The following is a 22,174-nucleotide window of genomic DNA, read 5'->3' as shown; positions in this document are numbered from 1 at the left end:
CGGCGATTTCCGGCCCGGTTCCCGTCGCGGAAAGGAGGACCCATGGTTGTAAGTAAGGGCCATGAAAACGACCTCGCCTGGATGTCGGGGACATATTCCACCGACGGGCTGCAGATGAGCCGTGCGATTGTGCGCGAGGGGCTGAGCAAGCTGACCGAGACCACGATCGAATTTGCCGCGACCAAGAGCCAGCCCAAGCTGCAGGATCTGGTCGGCAAGCAGATGAATGTGCATGTGATGCGCCAGCAGACCGAGCATCAGTTCAACGGGCTGTGCGTATCAGTCGAGTATCTGGGCTTCCGCAACGGGTATGAGATGTATGTGGCGGAGGTGCGCCCCTGGTTCTGGCTGCTGACGCGGACCAGCGATCTGCGGGTCTTTCAGGAAAAGACCTCTGTCGATATTATCAAGCAGCTGTTCAGCGAGCACGGCTTCAGCGATTTCACCGACAAGCTGAGCGATTCCTACGAAGCGCGCGAATATTGCCTGCAGTACCGGGAGAGCGATTATGCCTTTCTGTGCCGGCTGATGGAGGAAGAGGGGATTTACTTCTACTTCGACAGCCCGGCCGGCGATACTGCGCGGGAGAAGCTGGTGCTGTGCGATGGGGTCAGCGGGCATTCTCCCATCAAGGGCGGCGCGGCCATTGAATTCCATGCCCGCGACGACAGCGACCGCCGCCGCGAGGAGCATATCTCGGAATGGGCCAAGGAGGAAATCCTCACCCGCGGCAAGGTCACGCTGAATGATTTCAACTTTGAGACGCCCTCGGCGGATTTGACGGCGGCCACCGCGATTGCCAAGGGGAACCACTCCTACAAGAACTATGAAGTTTACGACTACCAGGGCCGTTATCCGTCCAAGACGCCATTGGGGGACAAGCGGTCGCGGGTGCGGATGGAAGCGGAGGCGGTCAGGCACATCCGCTGGCGCGGCGCGTCGAGCGTGGCGACGCTGGGCACCGGCAGCACTTTCACTATGGAAAAGCACCCGGTGAAGGAGAACAACAAGGAATACCTGGTCATTGAGACTGAGCACCATATCAAGGTGGCTTGGGATTACGGGGAACGGGAAAGCCAGAAGACGGAAAAGGTTGCGACCAGGGGGTCCATGCGCCGCGATCTGAAACCGAAGAATATGGATGTGCCCGAGGAGATGGAGCATGACGTCTATGCCTCGACCTTCAGCGCGATCCTGAAATCCGATCAGTTCCGGGCGCCGCTGGTGACCCCCTGGCCGGAAGTGCCGGGGCTGCAGACCGCGACAGTAGTCGGCCAGAGCGGCGAGGAGATCTGGACCGACGAGCACGGGCGCATCAAGATCCAGTTTCATTGGGACCGCGAAGGCAAGGACAATGAAACCTCGTCGTGTTTTGTGCGGGTGGTGACCCCCTGGTCCGGCAAGAACTGGGGCATGGTGGCGATCCCGCGCATGGGGCAGGAGGTTGTGATCCAGTTCGAGGACGGCAATCCGGACCGGCCGATCTGCACCGGCATGCTTTACAATGCGGAAACCATGCCGCCCTATACCTATCCCGACGATCAGACCCAGCTGGGGATCAAGACCAACTCCTCCAAGGGCGGCGGCGGCTATAACGAGTTGATGTTCGATGACAAGAAGGACAGCGAACTGATGCGGGTTCAGGCCGAGAAAGATCATCAGATGCTGGTCAAGGACCGCTCGACGGTGACGGTGGGCATGGATGCGCCCGACCCGGAAGTGACCGGGGCCGATGAAAAGAGCTATGTGTTCACGGTTCAGCAGCACATGACGGAAACCGTGCATGAGGGCGACCGGACCGAGGTGGTGGAAACCGGCGACAAGTCTGAGAATATCCAGACCGGCAACATGACCCTGGACGTGGACACCGGCAATCTGACCGAAACCATTGCCCAGGGCAACCACACGGAGACTGTGTCGCTGGGCAATCTGACCGTGGACGTGACAACGGGCAAGATCGCGATGACCGCGGGCCAGGAGATCAAGATGACGGTGGGGCCTTCCTCGATCAAGATCGACAACTCCGGCGTCACCATCTCTGGCCCGATGATCAAGATCGAAGGCTCTGGTATGGTTGAGGCCAAGGCGCCGATGACCACCGTGAAAGGCGAGGCCATGCTGACCCTGAAGGGCGGCCTCACGATGATCAACTAGGTGGTGCAGATGTCGGCAAGATTTGAAAAGCTGGTGAAAATGCCCGCTGACCCGGTGGCAAAGCTGTTGTCGCGGGCAAATGTCATCCTGAAAACTCCGCTGGAGGCGCCGCCTACGGCGCAGGCGGGCGTGGTGCTGGAGGAGTTGGACCGCAAGGGCGCGCTGGTCGATTTGCTGCGGCTTCTGGCGGTGCTGCTGCCCCCGCGGGAGCGGGTGTGGTGGGCCTGCCTGGCGGCGCGCGACTACATCGGGCCGCGCTCGGACCAGGATCCGGCCTCGCTGACGGCGTCGGAGGCCTGGGTGTTTGAGCCATCGGAGGAAAACCGCGACAAGGCGCGCATCACCCTGGATCATGCCTATGTGGATGATGACACGGTGAACTGCGCGCTGGCCGTGCTTTATGCGGCCGGAACGCTGGGACCGGGAGAATTGAATCAATATCCGGCCCCGGCCGGCGCCTCCGAGGCGGCGGCCTTTGCCATGAATATGGTGGCCTTGGGTCAATTGTCTGATAAGTTTGAAGAACACGGCGGCGTTCTGATAGAGCGGGCGCTGGATATTGCGCGTGGCGGCAAGGGACAGGTGGTTCAGGTGCCGGAAGCGGCAACGCATAGCTGAGGGAGGATTTAAGGTATGGGAATGCCACAGGCCCGGATGACGGATTTGCATGCCTGCATGCTGCCCTCAACCCCGCCGCCGCCGGTTCTGCCGGTGCCGACGCCGATCCTGCCGCCCTGCGCGGTGACAGTGCTGGTGGCGAACCTGCCGGCCGCCCGTCTTGGGGATATGTGCACCGCCGCGCCCGCGCCGCATCCGATCATCAAAGGCTCTGCCACGGTGCTGATCAACAACATGCCGGCCGCGCGGATCCTGGACAACACCGCCTGCGGCGGCATGGTCGTCAAGGGTGAATTCACCGTGCTGGTGGGAGGTTAGGCCCAAAAATGGGAGTGACGCTGAAATTTCAGAGCTCGGGCGCGATGCCCGGCGATGCAGCCCCTGTTCCGATGCGGGGGCCGAGCCTGACAGTGGGGCGCGGCGCCAGCTGCGATCTGGTGCTGCCGGACCCCGATCAGCAGCTGTCGCGCAATCATTGCGTGATCGAGGATCACAACGGCAATGTGGTGGTGGTCGATCTCAGCTCGAACGGGACCTTTCTGAACTATTCCAAGATCCCGCTTGGCCGTACGCCGACGCCGCTTAACAACGGGGATGTGCTGTGCGTCGGCAACTATGAGCTGGTGGTGGAAATCCGTGACGATCTGGCGGATATCGGCGGTATGATTGCAGCACCCGCCGCGCAGGGGGCGGCCTCGCACGGCAATGCCGCCAATGCGCCGGATCCGTTGCAGCTGCTGGAAGATGCCGGGCCGGGCGGCGACTTCCTGGACGATCTGCTGGGCGAGGGGCTGAAGGGGCCTGCACAGCTGAACCCGGTGGATCCGATTGATGAGCTGCTGCCGCCCCTGGGTGAGGAAGAAGATCCTTTCTTTCAAAAATCTAGCGACGGGCGTGAGGGGGAGGGGGCGAGCTTTGCCAACCACAACCCGACCGCTTCGGACGGGTTTGCAGTGCCCGCAGCGCAGTCCAGTATGATCCCGGACGACTGGGACGATGATTTCCTGTCCGGTATAGGCGAGCCGGAAACCCCGGCGCCTGACCCCGACCCGCAACCCGTGCCGCCGCCGCGCGAGATTCCGTCTCCGGTGCCGGAAACCCCGCCTGCAGCACCACCGCCGGAAGTGCCGCCTGCACCGCCGACCGAGATACCGCCGGTGCAGGATACGGCTGCAGGGGATGCGAAAACCATTGCACCGGCGGCAGCGCCCCCGGCGCAGGCGCAGGACGCGGTGGCCGCTTTCCTGAAGGGCGCAGGCGCCGAAGTCAGCCTTGATCCGGCGGACCACGCCAGCACCATGGCGCGCATGGGCCGGGTGATGCGGACATTGGTCACCGGCCTGCGCGAAATCCTGATGACGCGGACCTCGATCAAGTCGGAATTCCGGATCGAGCAGACGATGATCTCGGCTGGCGGAAACAATCCGCTGAAATTCTCGATCACGCCTGAACAGGCGGTTGAAGCGATGGTCCGCCCGGCGACCAAAGGCTACCTGAGCCCGGAATCCGCTGCCGAAGAAGCGCTGCGCGACATCAAGGCGCATGAAGTGGCGATGGTCACCGGCATGGAGGCGGCGCTGAAAGGCGTGCTGAAACGGCTCGACCCCAAGGCGCTGGAAGGCCAGATCGAAACCAAAGGCGGCCTAAAGGGTCTTTTGCGTGGCAAAAAGGCGCAATACTGGGACGTCTATGAACAGCTTTATGCGGAGATTTCCGACCAGGCTGAGAATGATTTTCACGACTTGTTCAGCCGCGAGTTCGCGCGTGCCTACAAGGATCAGCTGGACAGGCTGAAGGACTGATGCGCACCGCGCCGCTGGCGCGTGCCCGCAACTGAGAGGAGATCCCGGTGTCCTGGGACAGTAAAGTACTTTGGACGGAGGGGCTGTTTTTGCAGCCGCATCACTTCCAGCAGTCCGACCGGTATACCGAGGCACTGGTTGCCGGGCTGGCGCGGCGGCTCAGCCCTTATGCCTGGGGCGTGAACGGGCTGGAGATCGACCATGAGGCGCTGAAAATCGGCCAGTTCGCGGTGAAGTCCTGCGAAGGGCTGACCCATGACGGCACGGTGTTCCGGGTGCCGATGGTGGATCCGCATCCGCCGGCGATGGAGGTGCCGTCGACGATCAAGGATTGCATCGTCTACATGACCGTGCCGCAGCGCCGCCAGGGCGCTACCGAAGTGGATCTGAGCGGCGCCGAACGTTCCGCCAGCCGGTTGCGCCCGGACAAGCAGGAAGTGACCGATGTGACCTCGACTGAGCGCAAGCCGGTGGAGCTGGATGTGGGCAAGATGCGCCTGCAGTTCGCGCTGGAGGTGGATGACCTGGCCGATCTGCTGGCGATCCCCGTGGCGCGCATCATCGAGGTGCGCCCGGACAAGGAGATCGTGCTGGACCAGGCCTTTGTCCCGGCTTGCCTGGATGTGCGGGCAGCGCCTGCGCTTAGCGGTTTCCTGCGCGAGCTGGAGGGGCTGCTGGCGCACCGGATGGAAGCGCTGGCAGGCCGCTTGTCAGAGGCGGGCGGCGCCCGCGGGGTGGCGGATGTGTCGGATTTCATGCTGCTGGCCGTGGTCAACCGGATGCTGCCGCAGGTGCGCCACCTGCGCAATATCGAGAATCTGCACCCCGAACGCCTGTTCACTGCCTGTGCCGGGCTGGCCGGGGAACTGTCGGTGTTCATGTCGACCGAAAAACAGGCGCCGGAATTTCCACCCTATACCCATGACAACCTGGTCGAGTGCTTTGCCCCGGTGATCCGGGTACTGCGGCAGTACCTCAGCTCGGTGCTGGAGCAGACCGCGATCCCGATCAAGCTGGAGGCGCGCAAATACGGCATCTCGGTCGGGGTGATTGCCGACCGCAAACTGCTGGGAAATGCTGGTTTCGTGCTGGCAGTCAGTGCCGACATCCCGGCCGAGGACGTGCGCAAGCATTTCTCGGGCCAGGCCAAAATCGGCCCGGTGGAGGAAATCCGCCAGCTGGTGAATTCAGCCCTGCCGGGGATCACGCTGCGGCCCTTGCCAGTGGCACCGCGGCAGATCCCCTATCATTCCGGCGTGGTCTACTTCGAGATGGATGCGGACAGCCCCTATTGGCGCAAGATGACGACCTCGGGCGGCATCGCGGTGCATGTGTCGGGCCAGTATCCGGGGCTTAAGATGGAGCTTTGGGCGATCCGTAATGCATAAGGGAAAATGCTGAGATGGCTGATTATGACGATCCCTTTGCCGAACCGGGGGATACCGACAAGACGGTGATCAAGCCGAACCCTGGCGGGCGGCGGACGGCCACGCCGGTGCAGCAGCCGGAGACACCGCAGGTCCAGCCTGGAGCGGAACAGACCGCGGCCCCGGCGGAGACGGGGCTGGATGCCTATGGCGTGCCGCAGGCGGCTGCACCGAAGCCGCAGGCTGCCGCGGGCGGGGCGAAGGCGCCGAAGATGGCGCTGACGGGGATGAACCAGCTGACGGCCTGTGCCTCGACCCTGTTTGCGCTGATCAGCCGGATCCGCAACCGGGCCCAGCACATGGACCCGGATGGTTTGCGCAAGAATGTGGTGGCCGAGGTGCGGGCGTTTGAAAACCGCGCGCTGCAGGCGGGCATTGCTGCGCAGACCGTGAAGATCGCGCGTTATGCGCTGTGCGCGACACTGGATGACGTGGTCCTGAACACGCCCTGGGGCGGGCAATCCGCCTGGGGGCTGCAGTCGATGGTCGCGACCTTCCACCGCGAGGTGGTTGGCGGCGACCGGTTTTATGACCTGCTGGCGCGGCTGGAAAAGGAGCCGGGCGGCAACATCGATATGCTCGAATTCCTGTACATGTGCCTGTCGCTGGGGTTTGAGGGCCGTTTGCGGGTGGAGCAGGGCGGTTCCGAGAAACATATGCAGATCCGCGGCGCATTGGCCCGGATCATCCGCAATCAGCGCGGCCCGGTGGAGCGCGATCTGTCGCCGCATTGGGAAGGCCTGGTCAAACCGTTCAAGGCGCTGTCTGTCTGGCGGCTGGTGTGGATCACCCTGGCAGCCACCGCGGCGGTGCTGGCGTTGCAGTTCCTGGGTCTCAGCTGGATGCTGTCGAACAAGACCGAGAATGTGGTCGGGCAGCTGACGATTGTCGATTCCGGCCCCAGGGCTGAGCTGGAACGGCGCGCGCCGCCGCCGCCGCCGCCGCCAACCGCGCCTACGACCGAAGAACAAATCGCCAAGGTCACCGGTTTCCTGGAGCCGGAGATCAAGGAAGGCATCGTGCAGGTCTTCCAGAAGGGCAACACGCTGATTATCCGGCTGGCCGGTTCAGGCATGTTCGGTTCCGGCTCGGACCAGCTCAGCCAGAAATTCCGGACCTCGGTGAACCGGGTGGCAGAATCTCTGAATGACGAAAAGGGCAAGATCATCGTGGCGGGCCATTCTGACAATATTCCCATCCGCTCGTCCCGCTTCCCGTCCAATATGGCGCTGTCGCTGGCGCGTGCGAAATCGGTGATGGCAGGGATGGCCAAGGTGATGACCGATCCGGACCGGCTGTCGGCCGAGGGGCGCGCCGACAAGGAACCGATTGCAGACAACAGCACCCGCGCAGGGCGGGCCAAGAACCGCAGGATCGAAATCTTGCTGGTTCAGGAGGTTGAAGGATGATCCGCCGTTATATCTTTCCCCTGTTCCGGTCGATCTACACCATCCTGCTGGTCCTGGCAGCGGTGCTGTCGGCCTGTGTATGGTTTTTCGCGCCGTTCATCGGCGGCGTCGAGTGGCGCCCGTTTGACAGCGTGATGTCGCGGCTGATCACCATCGGGGTGATCTTCCTGCTGTATTTCATCATCATCGCCATCATCTTCTGGCGGCGGCGCCGCAAGGACAAGGAGATGACCGAGGAGATCGCCGAGGCGGTGGACACATCGGAAGATGATGTGCTGTCCGAGGAAATCGGCGAGCTGCGCGGCAAGTTCAAGGACGCGATGAAGGAGCTGCGCAAGTCCAAGGGCGGGCGGCGTCACCTGAACGATCTGCCGTGGTACATCATGATCGGCCCGCCGGGCGCGGGCAAGACAACGGCGATTGTCAATTCCGGCCTGCAGTTCCCGCTGGCCGAGAAGCTGGGCAAGGCCGCGATCGGCGGCGTCGGCGGCACCCGCAACTGCGACTGGTGGTTCACCAATGACGCGGTGCTGATCGACACGGCGGGGCGTTACACCACCCAGGAAAGCGACGCCGAGGCGGACAATGCCGCCTGGCTGGGCTTCCTGGGGCTGATGAAGAAATACCGCAAGCGGCAGCCGATCAACGGTGCGATCATTGCGATTTCATTGTCGGACCTGTCGCTGCAGGATGAGATTACCCAGAAAAGCCACGCTGCCGCCGTGCGCCGCCGCCTGGCGGAGCTGCGCGAAAAGCTGGGCGTGCGTTTCCCGGTCTATGTGCTGTTCACCAAGGCGGATCTGATTGCCGGCTTCCAGGAGTTCCATGACAGCCTTGGCAAGGAAGACCGCGAGCAGGTCTGGGGTTTCACGCTGCCGTTGCCCAAAGGTAAAAAGGACGCCGCGCCGATTGCCGGGTTTGACGAGGAGTTCGGTCTGCTTCTGGGGCAGATCAATGCGCAGCTTTTGGAGAAGATGCAGACCGAGACCGACCATCAGCGGCGGGCGCTGATAGCTGGTTTTCCGGCGCAGGTCGCCTCGATGCGCGGGGTGGCGCGCGATTTTCTGACGGAGGTGTTCCAGGACAACCGCTATGAGCAGCGCCAGATGCTTCGGGGGATTTACTTCACCTCCGGCACCCAGGAAGGCACGCCGATCGACCGTCTGATGCTGGGAATGGCGCAGACTTTCGGCATCGGGCGGCAGGCGATTGGCACCGGGCAGGGCACCGGGCGGTCATTTTTCCTGACCCGGCTGTTTGAGAGTGTGATGTTCCCTGAGGCCGGACTGGTGTCGGCGGATGACAAAGTGGAACGGCGCTACCGCTGGACCCGCCGGATTGCGATCACCGCGACTGTGCTGGTGGCAGTTGCAATGGGTGCGCTTTGGGTGCGCTCTTATCTGAAGAACACCGATCTGATTGCCCAGGCCGAGGGCCAGGTCGCCGCCTATCAGGCCGCCGCGGCGCAATTGCCGCCCAGCCCGGTTGGCGATACTGACCTGGTGCCGGTGGCCGCTGCGCTGAACAATCTGCGCGACATGCCGGGCAATCCGGTGCTGTCGGATCCGGAGCCCGACGGGGCGATGACCTATGGCCTGTATCAGGGCGAAGTGATCGGCACCCAGGCTGCGCAAACCTATCGCGCGGCGCTGAACCAGCGGCTGCTGCCGCGGCTGCTGGTGCGGCTGGAGCAGCAGATCGAAGGCAATATCAACAATCCCGACACGCTGTATGAGGCGCTGAAGATTTATCTGATGCTGGGCCTGCAGGGGCCGATGAACCAGGATCTGGTCAAGGAATGGATGCGGCTGGACTGGGAGCGGATCGCCTATCCCGGCATCGCCCGCAACCAGCTGCGCGCGGATCTGATGGACCATCTGACCGCGCTTTTGTCACAGCCGATGGAGGAGATTGCCCTTAACGGCCCGCTGATTGCCCAGGCGCAGAACATCCTGTCGGAAATGCCGCTGGCGCAGCGCGTCTATAACGGCATCCTGAACTCTCAAAAAGCCACCAGCCTGCCGAAATGGCGGATCACCGACGTTGGCGGACCGTCTGTCAAGCGGGTGCTGGTGCGCAGTTCCGGCAAGCCGCTGAACGAGGGGATCGAGGGTATCTTTACCTATGACGGTTTCCACAATGTGTTCCTGCCGGAGGCTGTCAGCGTGGCCGAACGGGTGCACCGTGAAGCCTGGGTGCTGGGTGAGCAAAACGAAGCGGCCCAGAACAAGGCCGTGCTGCTGAAGCTGAGCCGCGACGTTCTGGACCTGTATTACAACGATTACATCAGCCGCTATGACCAGATCCTGGGCGATATCGACATCATCCCGCTGGAGTCGCTGTCCCACGCTGTGGAGGTGACCAATGTGCTGTCCGGGCCGACTTCGCCGGTCATCAATATTCTGACCGACGTCAGTAACGAGACCCGGCTGAATGAGGACAAATCGCTTCTGGACGCGAGCACTCTTGCCGCGGGCGCCCAGAACGTGGCCGCGATTGAGGCGCGATCCAACCTGTCGATCCAGGGGCAGATCCTGCTGGAGGCGCTGGTCGGATCTGCCGAAAATGCGCCAGGCCAGGCGGCCAAGCCGCCGGGGGCCTATGTGCAGGAGCGGTTTCAGTGGCTGCATGACCTTGTCGACCGGCCCGAAGGCCAGCCGTCGCAGCTGGATGATCTGATGGGGCAGCTGCAGCAGGTCTATCAGGAGCTGAACAAAATGTCCTTCTCCGGCGTCGCCACCGGCGGTCAGAGCGGCCAGGCGCTGCTGCAGTTCCAGCAGACCGCCAGCCGGATGGGCGGGCCGCTGCCCCGCTGGGCGACGCAGATCTCGGCCGGCTCCTCGGGGATCACCTCGGAAGGGACCAGGGCGTCGATCAATGCGCGCTGGCAATCGGCGGTGCTGCCGTTCTGTGAAAAGGCGCTGGCCAACCGCTACCCGTTCAACCGTTCGGCGCGGGCCGATGTGGCAATGGCGGATTTTGCCAAGCTGTTTGCGCCCGGCGGCATGATTGACGGCTTTTTCAACGACCAGCTGCTGAAATACGTCGATACCCGCAGCCGTCCCTGGACCTGGAAACGGGTGAATGACGTGGATCTGGGCATCAGCCCGGCGGTGCTGCAGCAGATGCAGTATGCCGCCGAGATCAAGGAAGCGTTCTTTGCCGGCGGGGCCCAGCCCGCGGTGCAGTTTCAGATCACCGTCAATGCGCTGGACCCGAAGGCAAAGGAAGTGGTGCTGGAGATCGATGGCACCAAAGTGGCCTATAATCACCGGTCCGGCGCGCCGACGCCTGTGGCCGTGACTTGGCCGGGGTCGGTCGGGCTGGCGCGGATCACCCTCTTGCCCAAGAAGCGCGACGCCGAGAATGCGATGTCACGCGATGGCCCCTGGGCCTGGTTCCGGCTGCTGGATGCGGCTGAGGTGCGGCGCACCAATGTCTCTGACCGGCGGCGGGTGAACTTCCGTGTTGGCGGGCGTCTGGCGCTGTTCGAGCTGCAGTCCGGGTCGGTCATCAATCCCTTCGCCCTGCCGGCAATGGCAAAATTCAGCTGTCCGAAGTCGATGTAATGGCAGGGTTCGGTGCATTCGGTAAGATGCCTTCAGCCGGGGATTTCTTCCGGCTGAACACGCCGGGCGGGTTTGTGCGGGTCTGGGATGCCTGGCTGCAGCAGGTTATGCTGGACGGGCGGGGGGCATATGGTCCCGGTTTTGATGCCTGCTACATGACCGCGCCGATCTGGCGGTTTACCCTGCCTGCCGGACTGGCCGGTGCGCAAAGGGTAATCGGGGTGCTGATGCCCTCGGTCGACCGGGTGGGCCGACGGTTTCCGCTGACGCTGATGGCGGCGCTGCCTGGGAATGGTTCGGCTGCCGTGCCCCATTTGGGCGAGGGGACGCTGTTCGAACGGCTGGAGGATGTGGCGCTGGATGCATTGGAGGATACGATGACCAAGGATAGCCTGGCGGAAGCGCTTGCAAGTATTCCAGTGCCGGGCATGCGGGCTGCGGCTCCGTTACCGGGTAATCGCCCGGATCTTGTTCTGGCCGGTGTCCGGGGGCCGGAAGTGCTGTCTGGCGCCTTGGAGGATGCCGCGCTGGAAGAAAGGCTGACTGGCTGCAGCCTGTGGACGGCGATGCTGGATGGCGTGCCGCGGACACTGGCCTGCAAAGGTCTTCCGCAGGGCGGCGCCGCATTGGGTCTTTTTGATCCAGGAGCGCCGGTTTGGGCGGATGCGGAGGGGCTGTGATGAACCAGTTGCGCAAATACCGCTATACCGCGCAGACCCATGTGGGGCTTAAGCGCAAGGTCAACGAGGATGCCGTTCTGGCACTGCCGGAGCATGATATCTGGCTTGTGGCAGACGGAATGGGGGGGCACGACGCAGGGGATTTTGCCAGCCGGCTGATCGCCGATGCGGCGGCCACGATCCCGATGGGTCTGGATCCTGCGGCGCGGATGCATGCGCTGCGGGAGGCAATACAGAACGCACATAAGGCGATCCGCGCTGAGGCCGAAGCCCGTGGCGGCGGCACAATAGGATCGACCGTCGCGGCGCTGGTGATGGCCAATCAGCATTTTGCCGGTCTATGGGCCGGTGACAGCCGGATCTACCGGCTGCGGGATGGCCATATCGAAATGCTGACCGAGGATCACTCGGCTGTGGCTGAATTCGTGCTGGCAGGTAAAATGACCTGGGACGAGGCGGAACAGCATCCGCAATCCAACGCGATCACCCGCGCTGTGGGTGTTGGGGAGGAGCTGGAGATCGATAAGATCCGCGGCAACACGGAACCTGGCGACCGCTTTCTGATCTGCTCGGACGGGCTGACAAAATATGCCACCTTTCAAATCCTGGAGGATGCGCTGACCGGCACACCGCTGGAAACCGTCGGCGATCAGTTGATCCAGATCGCGCTGAACGGGGGCGGTGCGGACAATATTACCGCTGTGGTGATTGACGTCCTGTGACGCTGCCGGCTTCCTGCAAAGAAACCGGCCGGAAAACGCGCTTTTTCCGGCTTGGAACTTCCGAGAAACTCCGGTCTCTGATCAGGGTCTGGCGGTGACCAGAATGCGGCTGTCCAGCGAGCGGATACGGCTGGAATCGGCCTCGTAGCTGGCCTGCAATGCTTCGGCAAAACCAACCGCGCTTTCGGAGGTCGGGCGCATGCCGTCAAACAGCGGTTCCGAGGAATGCAGGACCAATACTTTGCTTTTGCCGAGGGTGCTGTCATCAACCTTGAAAGCAATGCCGCCACTGGTGACAGATTCTTCAAGACTATAAGCGACCCGGACGGGAACTTCGCCAGCGGCATCGTCCCGCAGGCTGGCAACGGAATTGTCTTCGCGCGAGATATTGGGCAGCAGGTGGAACACATTTCCCGAAACATCCAGGATCGATACGGTCAGGTAACCCTCGGTCACATCATCCGGCAGCACAATATCGATGACCGGGTTTTCGCCAACAAAGAAACGGCCGGATGGATTGGGCTCCACGCTGCTTCCGCCAACGGCGAATTCCACTTTTGCACCGCCGGACGGGGCTTTGGGCAAATGCTGTTCGACAACGCAAAGCGCGTCGTTCAGCACCTCCACATCCAGCACCACCTGGCGTTCATGCGCCAGCGCCCGCAGCGCATCGAACAGTTCAAGCCGGGTGGCAGTGCTGGCGACACGGCCGCTGACCAGCACCGGATCGCTGGGCGCATAGCCGTCGTAATGGCCATTGCCGTCCCGCAGCAGCGGTCCGCAATCGGCAAAGGCTTCCATCACCGCCTGGACCTCGGCCACCGGCAGCATCGGCAGCTCAAACCGGATCTCGGCCTTGCCTTCCAACGCGCCGGGCAGGCCGTTGCGGAACCGCTCGTTCAGCGTCTCGGCGACATTAGCGTCGTCGGTGGTGCCCGTGAGCCGCGCCTTGTTGTTGCTGACCACAAGGCGCCATTCGCGCAAACCCTCAAGCGGCGTGACCGTGTCGAGCACATCGGTGCCCCAAGTGTCAGATATGGCGCCCGTGGCCAGCGTCAGATCGGCATCCTGGGACAGCGCCAGAAGGGCCTCCCGTGCCGCCTCGGACGGCACATTTCCAACGATCTGCAGCGGCCCGTCGACGGGCTTTTCGGCAATGAATGAATAGGGGCGGGCCACGGGGTAGGACGGCTGTAGAATACTGTCGAGCATGCCGCTGAAATAGGCGCCGGCGCCGCCGCCGCCGAGCAGCAGAAGTACCGCCAGGACCGCCCAAAGGCCGCCGCGGCCGCCTTTCTTTTCGTCAGCCTTCCGGTGAATTGGTTTGGCGGCGGGCGGTGGCGCCGGGGCGGGCTGGCTTGTCTGCGGCACGATGATGGTGGCGTCTTCAGCCGGGCCATCCAGCACATCTTCCAGGCTGCCGCCATCGGGATTGTCCAGAAAGGCCAGAACTTCACCTGCAGTCTGGAACCGCGCGTTCGGATCCGGTGCGCACATACGCTCAATCAGGGTTTTGAATGGTTCAGGCAGGCCATCCGTGTCGAGTGGTTTTTGCTTGTTTTCAACAACTTCCATCGGGTTGGCGCCGAGCTTGGGCGCCGCGCCGCGGAAGTTGGCCAACAACAGCGCCCCCAGCGAATAGATGTCTGAGCGGGCGTCGGTGTCACCGCTCATCTGTTCCGGTGCGGCATAGGAGTATTTGCCGGCAAACTCATTTCCGACAATGGTCTGAGCGCCCGGATTGGTATCCTTGGCGATGCCGAAATCGATAATCACGGCCTCGGCTGGATCACCGCCGCGCAGAATGATGTTGTCCGGGCTCAGATCGCGGTGGACGATATTGCGGACATGCGCCGCCTGCAGACCCTGGGCCACGCGGCGGCAAATCACCAGCAGGTCCTCAGCCGCCATCGGCCCCTGTTTCAGGCGTTTGTCGAGGCCGGGGCCTTCGACATAGTCCATCAGCAGATAGATATGGCCGTCCGGTGTGCGGTGATTTTCCGAATAACGCACCACCGCAGCATGGCGGATTTCCCGGATATTTTCCTCGCGCGCCATCAGGACGGTGAAGTCCTCGTTGGCGGCAAGTTCCTGCTTCAGCACCTTCAGCGCCACCAGGTTGCCGGAAATTTCCGAGCGCGCCTTATAGACATGAGAGGTGCCGCCGCGGCCCAGCAGGCATTCGATCCTGTAGGTATTGTTCAGCAGGTCACCCGGCTGGAACAAGTCGCCAGGGCGCGATTCAAGCATGGAAGTCTCCCTGGCCTCTGGTCCGGCGCGGGTCGGGGCGGCGTTCAGCCCAGAGCCTGGAATTCAACACGGCGGTTTTCATCGGCGCGCGTATTGTTTTCGTTGAAGGGTGCGGTTTCACCCATGCCGATGGCTTTGAGCATATCCTCGCTCACACCGCAGGAGCTGATCAGGTGGCGGCGTACTTCCTGCGCCCGCAACAGTGACAGCCGTTCATTATAGGCGGCGGATCCAGAGCTGTCGGTATGGCCGATGATCTGGAACACGGTGCCATCGAGCGCCTTCATCGACGCGCACATATTGGCCAGTTTCGGCGCCTGATCGGCGCGCAGCGCGGCGCTGTCGAAATCGAAGGAGATCTGGACATTGATCTGGGTCTGCCGGTCGACAGGATTGTATTCCTCGGCGGCGGCCACGGTTGCGGTTTCCTCCGCAGGATCCTCAGCCGCAGCTGCGCTGCTTGGCACGATCACCAGGCCGCGGGTCTTCTGCTTCTTGAAAGCTTCGGTGATTTCCTCGACCGACAATTCGCCGCCATCCGACTGCGCCAGAGTTGGCGGAGCGAAAATCAAGCCCGCACCCAGAACACTTGCAAAAATTCCTTTAAGGCGGATCATGCCCGGCGCCCTCCCCTGCCAATTCAACATGGCTGGCAGTCTATACCAGCACCTGCGGCCTGCCAATGGCAGGCAGAGTGCAGCGCGGGAAAAAAACACGGTGTTTCCGGCAAGTTGTAATCAGGGGGTTTACTGCCGGGCGGCGAGGGATTGAAATGGGCGTAAATGAACCGGGAGGGGAAATGCGGGTTCTGCCAGCTGTGATAATCGCCATTGGCCTTGTGCTGGCTCCGGCAATTTGGTTCGGGCTCAGCTGGCTGCTGAGCGAAGAAGACTTCCAAGGGTCGGGCGGCGTGGATTCGACCGCGCGGATCGAGATCGAGATGCTGCGCCAGCAGGTCGAGGATCTGCAATCCCGGATGACGGATCTGCAGAGCGAGGTTGCCAGCCTGCCCGCTGGAGGGGCAGGCGGCGGAACCCCTTTTACCGATGACGCGGCCGGGGAAGCCGCGATCTGGAACCAGACCGGCGGCGCCGATCTGGATTATGCTCAGGTGGTGCTGATCGCCGACCGGCTGAACGTGAACCGGGGGCTGCGGGTCACAGGCGGCAGGTATCTGACGGAAAAACTGGGCCGCCCGCGGGAGGATTTGAACGACACCTGCCAGCCGATGACCAATGCGAACCTCAAGGACAAACTGGTCACCGAACGGGTCGGGCCGATCCGGGTCAGCATGCTGCGCCCGGCCATCGAAAGCCTGAAGGTCGTGTTCGAGAACATCCGCCAGGCGGATCCGGATCTTTATGCCCGCATCAACACGGCCGGGGCGCTGTGTGTGCGGCGGATCCGCGGCACCGCAAATTCATTGTCCACCCACAGCTATGGCCTTGCCGTTGATCTGAATATCGACGGCAAGCTGGATAATTTCACCGATGGCAAGACCCAGCTTGGGCTGACCATCATGGCGGACTTTTTCTATGACCAGGGCTGGGTCTGGGGCGCCGGGTTCCGGCGTGAAGACAGCATGCATTTCGAGATCAGCCGGCGTCAGTTGGATGCATGGATCGCGGACGGTCAGCTGTGATGGTGTACCGCGGTGCTGCCTGTCAGCTTTCCAGCCCGTAAGCCTGCCGGATTCCCCGTTGGGTTCCCGGTCCGAAGTCCCCATCAATGGCGCCGGCGTAGAAATTGTTTTCTTTCAGTTTCTGCTGAAGGAAGCGCCGGGTCTGCGCTGTGAACATATTGGGCCGCTCGCTCAGCAGATTGAGCACATCCGAACTGCCGCTGCGCAATGCCGCATAGAGATAATGGGCTGAATCTTCCGGGCCTTTCGACGGGATCAGGCCGTCATCTATGAGGGCCGCAAAATTGAACTGGGCCTGCGGATGGCGCAGATCCGCGGCGCGCTCAAAGAAGGTCAGGGCTTTTTTCGGGTTGGCAGGCAGCCCCAGCCCGCCCTGATAGTGCAAGAAGCCGAGATCGTTGATTGCATCAGCAAAATCCTGGGCGGCGGCCGCCTGGTACAGTTCCAGGGCCTTGGCCGGGTCCGCGGCGACTCCTGTGCCGCGCTCATAGAGCTTGGCCAGTTCGAACTGCGCTTCGGGAGAGCCGGCCTCGGACGCACGCTGCAGAAATCCGACCGCCGCAGCAGGATCAAACCGGCCCTCATTCGGGTTGAGCCTGATATAGGCCAGGCCCAGCATCGAGCGGGTATCGCCGAGATCGGCCAGCGCCAGCAGCTGTTCTTCCTGGTCGGGCTTCAGCGCTGCCCAGGCTTCGGAGGCATCCGCGACTGTCACCGGAGCATCATTTTCCCCCGGGCCGGCGAGATAGAACGGGACACCTGTCAGCGAGCCATAGGTATGAGGTTCCTGCAGATTGGCGGTGTTTTCCATCACCCGGTCGCGCACCTGGCGGAACATCAGGCTGATCTCCAGCCCTGGCTGCACCATCTTTTCTATTAGCGCAGCGGCATAGGGCGAGTTGCTGCCGGTTCCGTCCAATGCCACCTGGCCGTCCTTGGCGGCAAAGGCCACCAGGGTGCCGCGGTCCGGATCGGCTGCTGCCATGCCGCCGCCGCCGCGGGTTGCGGCAGTCGTCGCGGCGGTTCCGCCGCTGCCTTGCTGCAGCGCAATGGAATCGCCCAACGGGTTGTCGCGGCAGCTGTCAAGGATCACGATCCGCATCTTGCGGGCCCGGTCCACTGCCGCCAGCAGTTGCTTCAGGGACAAGGACTGGCGCTGCACATCGCGGTTGCTGGCCACCTCGGCATCTGCCGGGATCAGAAAATTCTCGCCCTGCACCTCGATCCCGTGGCCCGCGAAATAGACCAGCGCCAAATCGGCCACTTCGGAACGGAAAGTGAAGTCCTCCAGCAGCTGCACCATATCGGAGGTGCCGGGGTCCAGAGCGAGGCTGACGTCAAAGCCGATCCCTTCCAGCGTGTCCGCCATCGCCACAGCATCGTGGCGGGTGTTCTCCAGCGGCGGCAGGTGCTGGTAATCCGCCACGCCGATAACCAGAGCAATGCGATCGCTTGCGGCCTGCGCNCCCGCCGCAACAAGCAGGCAGGCTGTGAAGATCAGAGGTTTGATGAAGAACGACATGCGGATACCCGGGCTGGCAGTTTCAGCTATGGCCCAATGTAGTCCGCTGCGGCAGCAAAGAAAAAGAAAATTTGCCGCTGACGAAAGTGATTTGACAGCCCCGCCCGGCCCGGGCGGGGCTGTCATATTTCAGGCGCTCGTCAGGCTGCCTGCAGCGCGCAGCCGCTCGCGCAGCTTCTCCAGCGTGACGCCGGCCGCTGCGGCCGGCAGGTCGGCAGGCCCGGATTTATCAACCTGCGCCTGCACGCGCTTGTAGAAACCGGAGAGCCCGGACAGAGTCTGGATCACCAGATCAAAGTCCTGCAAAGAGCGCAGCTCCTGGCTGGTTGGGGCAGTGCCGCGTTCCAGCACGTCCAGAACAACGTCTTCCAACGTTTGCATCTGGCTGCGCAACTGCTCCATCTCCCAGGCCGACGCGGCGCATAATTCGCCCAGGGCTTTGTCGGGACGGTCCATGGTTATAGCCGCCCGACGACCTGTTCGATGGCCTGTTTCATTGTGGCCACCGTGAACGGCTTGCGGACAATATTGTTCAGCCCCAGCTGTTTGCCCACCTGGATCATCTCCGGAGTCGGTTTGCCGGTTACCAGAATGAATCCAACCCGCTGGGTCATCTGATGGCCGCGCACTGCCTGCAGCAGCCCCAGCCCGTCCATGCCCGGCATGTTGTAGTCCGACAGCACCAGATGCACCGGAGTCTGGGTCAGTTTCTGAAAGGCGGACTGCCCGGCGTTCTCGACCATGTAGTTCTTGATGCCGATCTCATCCAGGCTTTGTGTGATGATCCCCCGGCTTGTCGACATGTCGTCAACGACCATAACGCGGAGAGAGTCTTTCAAGCTCATTTTTCTTTCCTTCTGCTCTGCTTGCAGCCGCGGTCAGGTTTTCCTGCCTGCGGGTAAGTTGACGTAAGTGGTGATCCCGGCCGTCTTCAGCTGCTGCGCCGCCGGGCCTGACATGCGCTCGGAGTGGCCGATGAAGAGGTAACCGCCCGGGTTCAGGGCATTCTGGAAGGCGCTCCAAACCTTCTGCTGGGTTGGGTTGTCGAAATAGATCGCAACATTCCGGCAGAAAATCGCATCGAACCTGCCGCGGAACGGGAAGGGTTCAATCAGGTTCAGCACCCCGAAAGTGATCAGCTTGCGCAGACTTTCGGGAAAGCGTCCGTCGGGACCGCGTTTGGGGACCAGCTTGCTGTATTTGGCATCGATCTGGGCCAGCTCGTCCTCAGGGTACTTCGCCGCTTGGGCATGCTGGACCACAACCGGATCAATATCGGTGCCCAGGATTTTGAAATCCAGCTGCGCCGCTTCCGGACAGATGTCCAATACCGTCATGGCAATCGAATAGGGCTCCTGCCCGTTCGAGCAGCCCGCCGACCACAACCGCACCCGGCCGCCGCGGCGCGCCTGTTCGATCAGCGGCGGCAACACGTCGTTGCGCAGCGTCTCGAAATGGTGCGGCTCGCGGAAGAAATGAGTCACGTTGGTGGTCAGCAGCGACAGCAGCCCGCTGCGTTCCTGGTCGGCATTCGGACCGTCCAGGCTGGCAAGGTAATCCTTGAACCTGGTGATGTTGCGCTGGCGCAGCTTGCGGGCCAGACGCGAAGACACCAAGGGCTTTTTGCTGCTGGCCATTGCCAGGCCGAAGTGTTTGTGCGCGAATTGCGCAATGGCTTCGAATTCCTGGTCCGTCAGCGAAAAGTTCTCTGTGCTGGGAGAGATGGAACCTTCTGCCCTCACGGCATCACCTGCTCCGGAGCCGAGATCACCGCATCCAGATTGATGATGCGCACCATGGTATCATCGTGCGAGATAATCCCCTGGATGTACTCCATCGTGTTGCGGCTATCGACCGGCGGGGTATCCTGGATGTCGTCCGGATTGATCGAGATGATCTCGGAGACCGACTCGGCCAGCAGGCCGACCGGTTTGCCATGCACCGACACGACAATGACCACATTACGCTCGCTGGCTTCGGTTTGCTGCAGGCCGAACCGGGCGGACAGGTCGTAGATCGGGATCACCGCACCGCGCAGGTTCATCACTCCCAGCACGTCGGCCGGGGCATGCGGCAGAATCGTCACCGGTGACCAGCGCCTGATCTCGCGGATCTGGGTGATCTTCAGGCAGAAGGCCTGCCCGGCCACGGTGAAGCTGACAAACTCGCTGTGTTCAGCGTGTTTCACTTCCTGATCGGTTTGCTTCACTTCAGCTTGCATTGCTCATTCTCCGCTCGGTGTCAAAGGCGGCTGCTGTGGGCGAGGCCGCAATGATGCTTTCAGGGTCGAGGATCATGGCGATCTTGCCGTCGCCAAGGATGGTTGCAGCGGCGACGCCCGCGATCTCTCCGCAGACGCCGTCCAGGCTTTTGATCACCACCTGGCGCTGGTCGTGGATATCATCCACCGCCAGAGCGCAGCGCTGGCCGGTTTCGGTTTCCACCAGCAGGTAGACGCCGGCCTGCCGATCGCTTTCGCGGTACAGCCCCAGGCTGCCGGCAACGTCGCAGATGGGCACGAAATTACCGCGGATCGACAGCAGAGTGCCGTCGGCGCCGAGGCTGTTGATCATGTCATCGCTGCCGCGCATGGTTTCGACGATTGAGGTGATCGGCACCACCATGGTTTGGTCGGCAACCGACACCACCATGCCGTCCATCACCGCCAATGTCAGCGGCAGGATGATGGTGAAGGTCGACCCCTTGCCGGGCGTGGAGGAGATGTTGATGCGGCCGCCCAGGCCGGTCACCGCATTCTTCACCACATCCATACCGACACCGCGGCCGGAGAGGTTTGACACCTCCTTGGCGGTGGAGAAGCCAGGCGCGAACAGCAGATTGTCGATCTCGCCGTCAGTCAGCTCGGCATTTTCCGGGATCAGGCCCTTCTCGATAGCGATCTGCTTGACCCGAGGGCGGTTCACACCGGCGCCGTCATCCTTGATTTCAATGCAAACACTGCCGGAACGATGGGAGGCCGACAGCCGGATTTCACCAACCTTGGATTTCCCGGCGGCTTCCCGGTCCTCGGGCTTTTCGACCCCGTGGTCCACCGCATTGCGCAGAATATGCGTCAGCGGGTCGGACAGCCGTTCGATCACCGTCTTGTCGACTTCGGTGTTTTCGCCTTCATTCACGAGTTTACAGGTTTTACCTGTTGCGGCCGAAGCTTCACGGACGATCCGGGCCATGCGCTGGAACAGCGGTTTCACCGGCTGAGCGCGGATGGCCATGACACCTTCCTGGATGTCACGCGCGAGGTTTTTGAAACCTTCAAGCTCTGTTTCAACGTCCCGTGTATCAGAAACGTCGAGGTTGGCGATTTGCTGCGCCAGCATCGAGTGATTGATGATAAGCTCCCCGACAGCGTTGATCAGCCGGTCCACCCGCTCGAGTTCGACGCGGAGCGTGGGCTTGGGACCGCCGCGCTGCTCCTGCATGCCGCTCTCGGCTTTCGGGGCCGATGCCTTTTCTTCGGCAGCTGCCGGTTTGGCTTCGGGTTCAGGTGCGGGGACCGGCGGTTCAAAAGGGACTGCGGGTGCCTCCCCCTCGGCTGCGTCCGCTGCAGGCGGAGCAGCCGGTGCGCTGAACATAGCATCCAGTGCTGCCAGTGCATTGGCTTCCGCTTCTGCGTCGCCATCGCCTTCGATCGACAGTTCGCAAAGACCTTCGACAAATTCGAAGACTGCTTCGACAATCGACCGGGAGTCCTTGGTCACCAAAGTAATGTCCCAAGCCAGGTAGCTTTCGCTCATATCCATCGCGTCAAAGCCGGGGAGCTCGGTTTCGTCAAGCTTCACGGTCAGATCGCCCATGTCCCTAAGCGCCTGGAACAGGAAGAACGGCTCATTGCCGGTGCCGTACATTTCCTTCAGCGGCCGGAACCTGATCCGGTAGGTTTCCTGCTGCGGCTCTGCCGGTGTTGCCGGCATGATGCCAAGATCGGTCACTGGCGCGGGAGCGCCAAGCCCCATCGGCTCGAAGGTGAGGTCTTCCTCTTCTTCCGGGATATATTCATCCAGCGCCGCCAGCAGCGTGTCGTGGTGCGCCTCGTCTATCTGGCCGCCGTCGCGGGCGGCTTCGACCAGCGCTGACAGGTGATCGCTGGAGCGCAGCAGCAGCTGGATCAGCTTTCCATCCAGTTCCATCCGGCCTGCGCGCACTTCGTCAAACACGGTTTCGAACCTGTGGGCAAAGGCCACCAGATCGTCCAGGCCAAAGGCCCCGGCGCCGCCTTTGATCGAGTGCACGGCGCGGAAGATTGCATTGACTATCTCAGGGTCGTGATCGCCTCCTTCGATGGCGGTCAGCCCCTCATCCGTTGCTTCAAGGAGCTCTTCGCACTCCTCAAAGAAGGTATCCTGAATCGAACCCGACAT

At 62.3% G+C, this 22,174-nt stretch carries 18 protein-coding genes; 10 read left to right on the top strand and 8 right to left on the bottom strand.

Annotation, left to right across the window (positions count from 1 at the left end):
• Positions 1 to 42: 42 nt before the first annotated feature.
• Genes METH_RS22290 through METH_RS22250 form a run of 9 tightly spaced genes read left to right on the top strand, consistent with a single transcriptional unit; the run spans position 43 to position 12,381 of the window.
• Positions 43 to 2,154, top strand: coding sequence for a type VI secretion system Vgr family protein (locus tag METH_RS22290; protein WP_024092580.1), 2,112 nt, complete (start codon positions 43 to 45; stop codon positions 2,152 to 2,154).
• 9 nt (positions 2,155 to 2,163) lie between these two features.
• Positions 2,164 to 2,772, top strand: coding sequence for a DUF6931 family protein (locus METH_RS22285; RefSeq protein WP_044008888.1), 609 nt, complete (start codon positions 2,164 to 2,166; stop codon positions 2,770 to 2,772).
• A gap of 15 nt (positions 2,773 to 2,787) precedes the next feature.
• A complete protein-coding gene (locus METH_RS22280) occupies positions 2,788 to 3,090 on the top strand; it encodes a PAAR domain-containing protein (protein WP_024092578.1) in 303 nt (100 codons plus the stop codon).
• Positions 3,091 to 3,134: 44 nt separating this feature from the next.
• Positions 3,135 to 4,574: a type VI secretion system-associated FHA domain protein TagH gene (gene tagH, locus METH_RS22275; protein WP_245603022.1), complete on the top strand. Its 1,440-nt coding sequence runs from the start codon at positions 3,135 to 3,137 to the stop codon at positions 4,572 to 4,574.
• Between the two features lie 47 nt (positions 4,575 to 4,621).
• Positions 4,622 to 5,962 carry a type VI secretion system baseplate subunit TssK gene (gene tssK / locus METH_RS22270; RefSeq protein ID WP_044008848.1) on the top strand — a complete coding sequence of 447 codons (1,341 nt, stop codon included), beginning with the start codon at positions 4,622 to 4,624 and terminating at the stop codon, positions 5,960 to 5,962.
• A gap of 14 nt (positions 5,963 to 5,976) precedes the next feature.
• Positions 5,977 to 7,410: a type IVB secretion system protein IcmH/DotU gene (gene icmH / locus METH_RS22265; protein WP_024092575.1), complete on the top strand. Its 1,434-nt coding sequence runs from the start codon at positions 5,977 to 5,979 to the stop codon at positions 7,408 to 7,410.
• Complete coding sequence (gene tssM / locus METH_RS22260) at positions 7,407 to 10,979, top strand: type VI secretion system membrane subunit TssM (protein WP_024092574.1); 3,573 nt, start codon at positions 7,407 to 7,409, stop codon at positions 10,977 to 10,979. The genes icmH and tssM overlap by 4 nt, the downstream gene beginning before the upstream one ends.
• Positions 10,979 to 11,659 (top strand): type VI secretion system-associated protein TagF, encoded by a 681-nt coding sequence (tagF, locus tag METH_RS22255; protein ID WP_024092573.1) that lies wholly within the window; start codon positions 10,979 to 10,981, stop codon positions 11,657 to 11,659. The genes tssM and tagF overlap by 1 nt, the downstream gene beginning before the upstream one ends.
• Entirely contained in the window at positions 11,659 to 12,381 is a 723-nt protein-coding gene (locus tag METH_RS22250; protein WP_024092572.1) for a PP2C family protein-serine/threonine phosphatase, read from the top strand. The genes tagF and METH_RS22250 overlap by 1 nt, the downstream gene beginning before the upstream one ends.
• A gap of 81 nt (positions 12,382 to 12,462) precedes the next feature.
• Here METH_RS22250 and METH_RS22245 read toward each other — a convergent pair whose 3' ends face one another.
• Together METH_RS22245 and METH_RS22240 are read right to left on the bottom strand one after the other, a co-directional pair.
• On the bottom strand, positions 12,463 to 14,631 hold the full coding sequence (locus METH_RS22245) for a serine/threonine protein kinase (RefSeq protein ID WP_024092571.1): 2,169 nt from the start codon (positions 14,629 to 14,631) through the stop codon (positions 12,463 to 12,465).
• A 44-nt stretch (positions 14,632 to 14,675) separates the two neighbouring features.
• Positions 14,676 to 15,248, bottom strand: a complete 573-nt coding sequence (locus METH_RS22240) for an OmpA family protein (protein WP_024092570.1) — start codon at positions 15,246 to 15,248, stop codon at positions 14,676 to 14,678.
• 182 nt (positions 15,249 to 15,430) lie between these two features.
• Here METH_RS22240 and METH_RS22235 point away from each other — a divergent pair, with 182 nt between their 5' ends.
• Positions 15,431 to 16,273, top strand: a complete 843-nt coding sequence (locus METH_RS22235; RefSeq protein ID WP_024092569.1) for a M15 family metallopeptidase — start codon at positions 15,431 to 15,433, stop codon at positions 16,271 to 16,273.
• A 22-nt stretch (positions 16,274 to 16,295) separates the two neighbouring features.
• On the opposite strand, the gene METH_RS22230 is transcribed toward METH_RS22235, so the two are convergent.
• The 6 genes from METH_RS22230 to METH_RS22205 all read right to left on the bottom strand — a co-directional run bounded on the left by METH_RS22230 (position 16,296) and on the right by METH_RS22205 (position 22,174).
• On the bottom strand, positions 16,296 to 17,795 hold the full coding sequence (locus METH_RS22230) for a caspase family protein (RefSeq protein ID WP_024092568.1): 1,500 nt from the start codon (positions 17,793 to 17,795) through the stop codon (positions 16,296 to 16,298).
• Positions 17,796 to 17,924: 129 nt separating this feature from the next.
• A complete protein-coding gene (locus tag METH_RS22225) occupies positions 17,925 to 18,251 on the bottom strand; it encodes a hypothetical protein (protein WP_024092567.1) in 327 nt (108 codons plus the stop codon).
• A 2-nt stretch (positions 18,252 to 18,253) separates the two neighbouring features.
• Positions 18,254 to 18,640, bottom strand: a complete 387-nt coding sequence (locus tag METH_RS22220; RefSeq protein ID WP_044008847.1) for a response regulator — start codon at positions 18,638 to 18,640, stop codon at positions 18,254 to 18,256.
• Positions 18,641 to 18,673: 33 nt separating this feature from the next.
• Positions 18,674 to 19,537 (bottom strand): CheR family methyltransferase, encoded by an 864-nt coding sequence (locus METH_RS22215; protein WP_024092565.1) that lies wholly within the window; start codon positions 19,535 to 19,537, stop codon positions 18,674 to 18,676.
• Positions 19,534 to 20,016 (bottom strand): chemotaxis protein CheW, encoded by a 483-nt coding sequence (locus METH_RS22210; RefSeq protein ID WP_019297432.1) that lies wholly within the window; start codon positions 20,014 to 20,016, stop codon positions 19,534 to 19,536. Before METH_RS22210 ends, METH_RS22215 begins: the two co-directional genes overlap by 4 nt.
• Positions 20,006 to 22,174 carry a chemotaxis protein CheA gene (locus tag METH_RS22205; RefSeq protein WP_024092564.1) on the bottom strand — a complete coding sequence of 723 codons (2,169 nt, stop codon included), beginning with the start codon at positions 22,172 to 22,174 and terminating at the stop codon, positions 20,006 to 20,008. The genes METH_RS22210 and METH_RS22205 overlap by 11 nt, the downstream gene beginning before the upstream one ends.

The organism is Leisingera methylohalidivorans DSM 14336, from assembly GCF_000511355.1.
In the GTDB taxonomy this organism is placed as follows: domain Bacteria; phylum Pseudomonadota; class Alphaproteobacteria; order Rhodobacterales; family Rhodobacteraceae; genus Leisingera; species Leisingera methylohalidivorans.
The sequence above is the reverse complement of the archived record's forward strand: the minus strand, read 5'-3'. Positions and strand labels throughout refer to the sequence as shown.

Coding starts and splice junctions, on each gene's coding strand:
- METH_RS22245 (WP_024092571.1), bottom strand. CDS start 14,631: ATGCTTGAATCGCGCCCTGGCGACTTGTTCCAGCCGGGTGACCTGCTG.
- METH_RS22280 (WP_024092578.1), top strand. CDS start 2,788: ATGGGAATGCCACAGGCCCGGATGACGGATTTGCATGCCTGCATGCTG.
- METH_RS22290 (WP_024092580.1), top strand. CDS start 43: ATGGTTGTAAGTAAGGGCCATGAAAACGACCTCGCCTGGATGTCGGGG.
- tagF (WP_024092573.1), top strand. CDS start 10,979: ATGGCAGGGTTCGGTGCATTCGGTAAGATGCCTTCAGCCGGGGATTTC.
- tssM (WP_024092574.1), top strand. CDS start 7,407: ATGATCCGCCGTTATATCTTTCCCCTGTTCCGGTCGATCTACACCATC.
- icmH (WP_024092575.1), top strand. CDS start 5,977: ATGGCTGATTATGACGATCCCTTTGCCGAACCGGGGGATACCGACAAG.
- METH_RS22205 (WP_024092564.1), bottom strand. CDS start 22,174: ATGTCGGGTTCGATTCAGGATACCTTCTTTGAGGAGTGCGAAGAGCTC.
- METH_RS22220 (WP_044008847.1), bottom strand. CDS start 18,640: ATGAGCTTGAAAGACTCTCTCCGCGTTATGGTCGTTGACGACATGTCG.
- METH_RS22210 (WP_019297432.1), bottom strand. CDS start 20,016: ATGCAAGCTGAAGTGAAGCAAACCGATCAGGAAGTGAAACACGCTGAA.
- tagH (WP_245603022.1), top strand. CDS start 3,135: ATGCCCGGCGATGCAGCCCCTGTTCCGATGCGGGGGCCGAGCCTGACA.
- METH_RS22285 (WP_044008888.1), top strand. CDS start 2,164: ATGTCGGCAAGATTTGAAAAGCTGGTGAAAATGCCCGCTGACCCGGTG.
- METH_RS22240 (WP_024092570.1), bottom strand. CDS start 15,248: ATGATCCGCCTTAAAGGAATTTTTGCAAGTGTTCTGGGTGCGGGCTTG.
- METH_RS22235 (WP_024092569.1), top strand. CDS start 15,431: ATGCGGGTTCTGCCAGCTGTGATAATCGCCATTGGCCTTGTGCTGGCT.
- METH_RS22250 (WP_024092572.1), top strand. CDS start 11,659: ATGAACCAGTTGCGCAAATACCGCTATACCGCGCAGACCCATGTGGGG.
- METH_RS22225 (WP_024092567.1), bottom strand. CDS start 18,251: ATGGACCGTCCCGACAAAGCCCTGGGCGAATTATGCGCCGCGTCGGCC.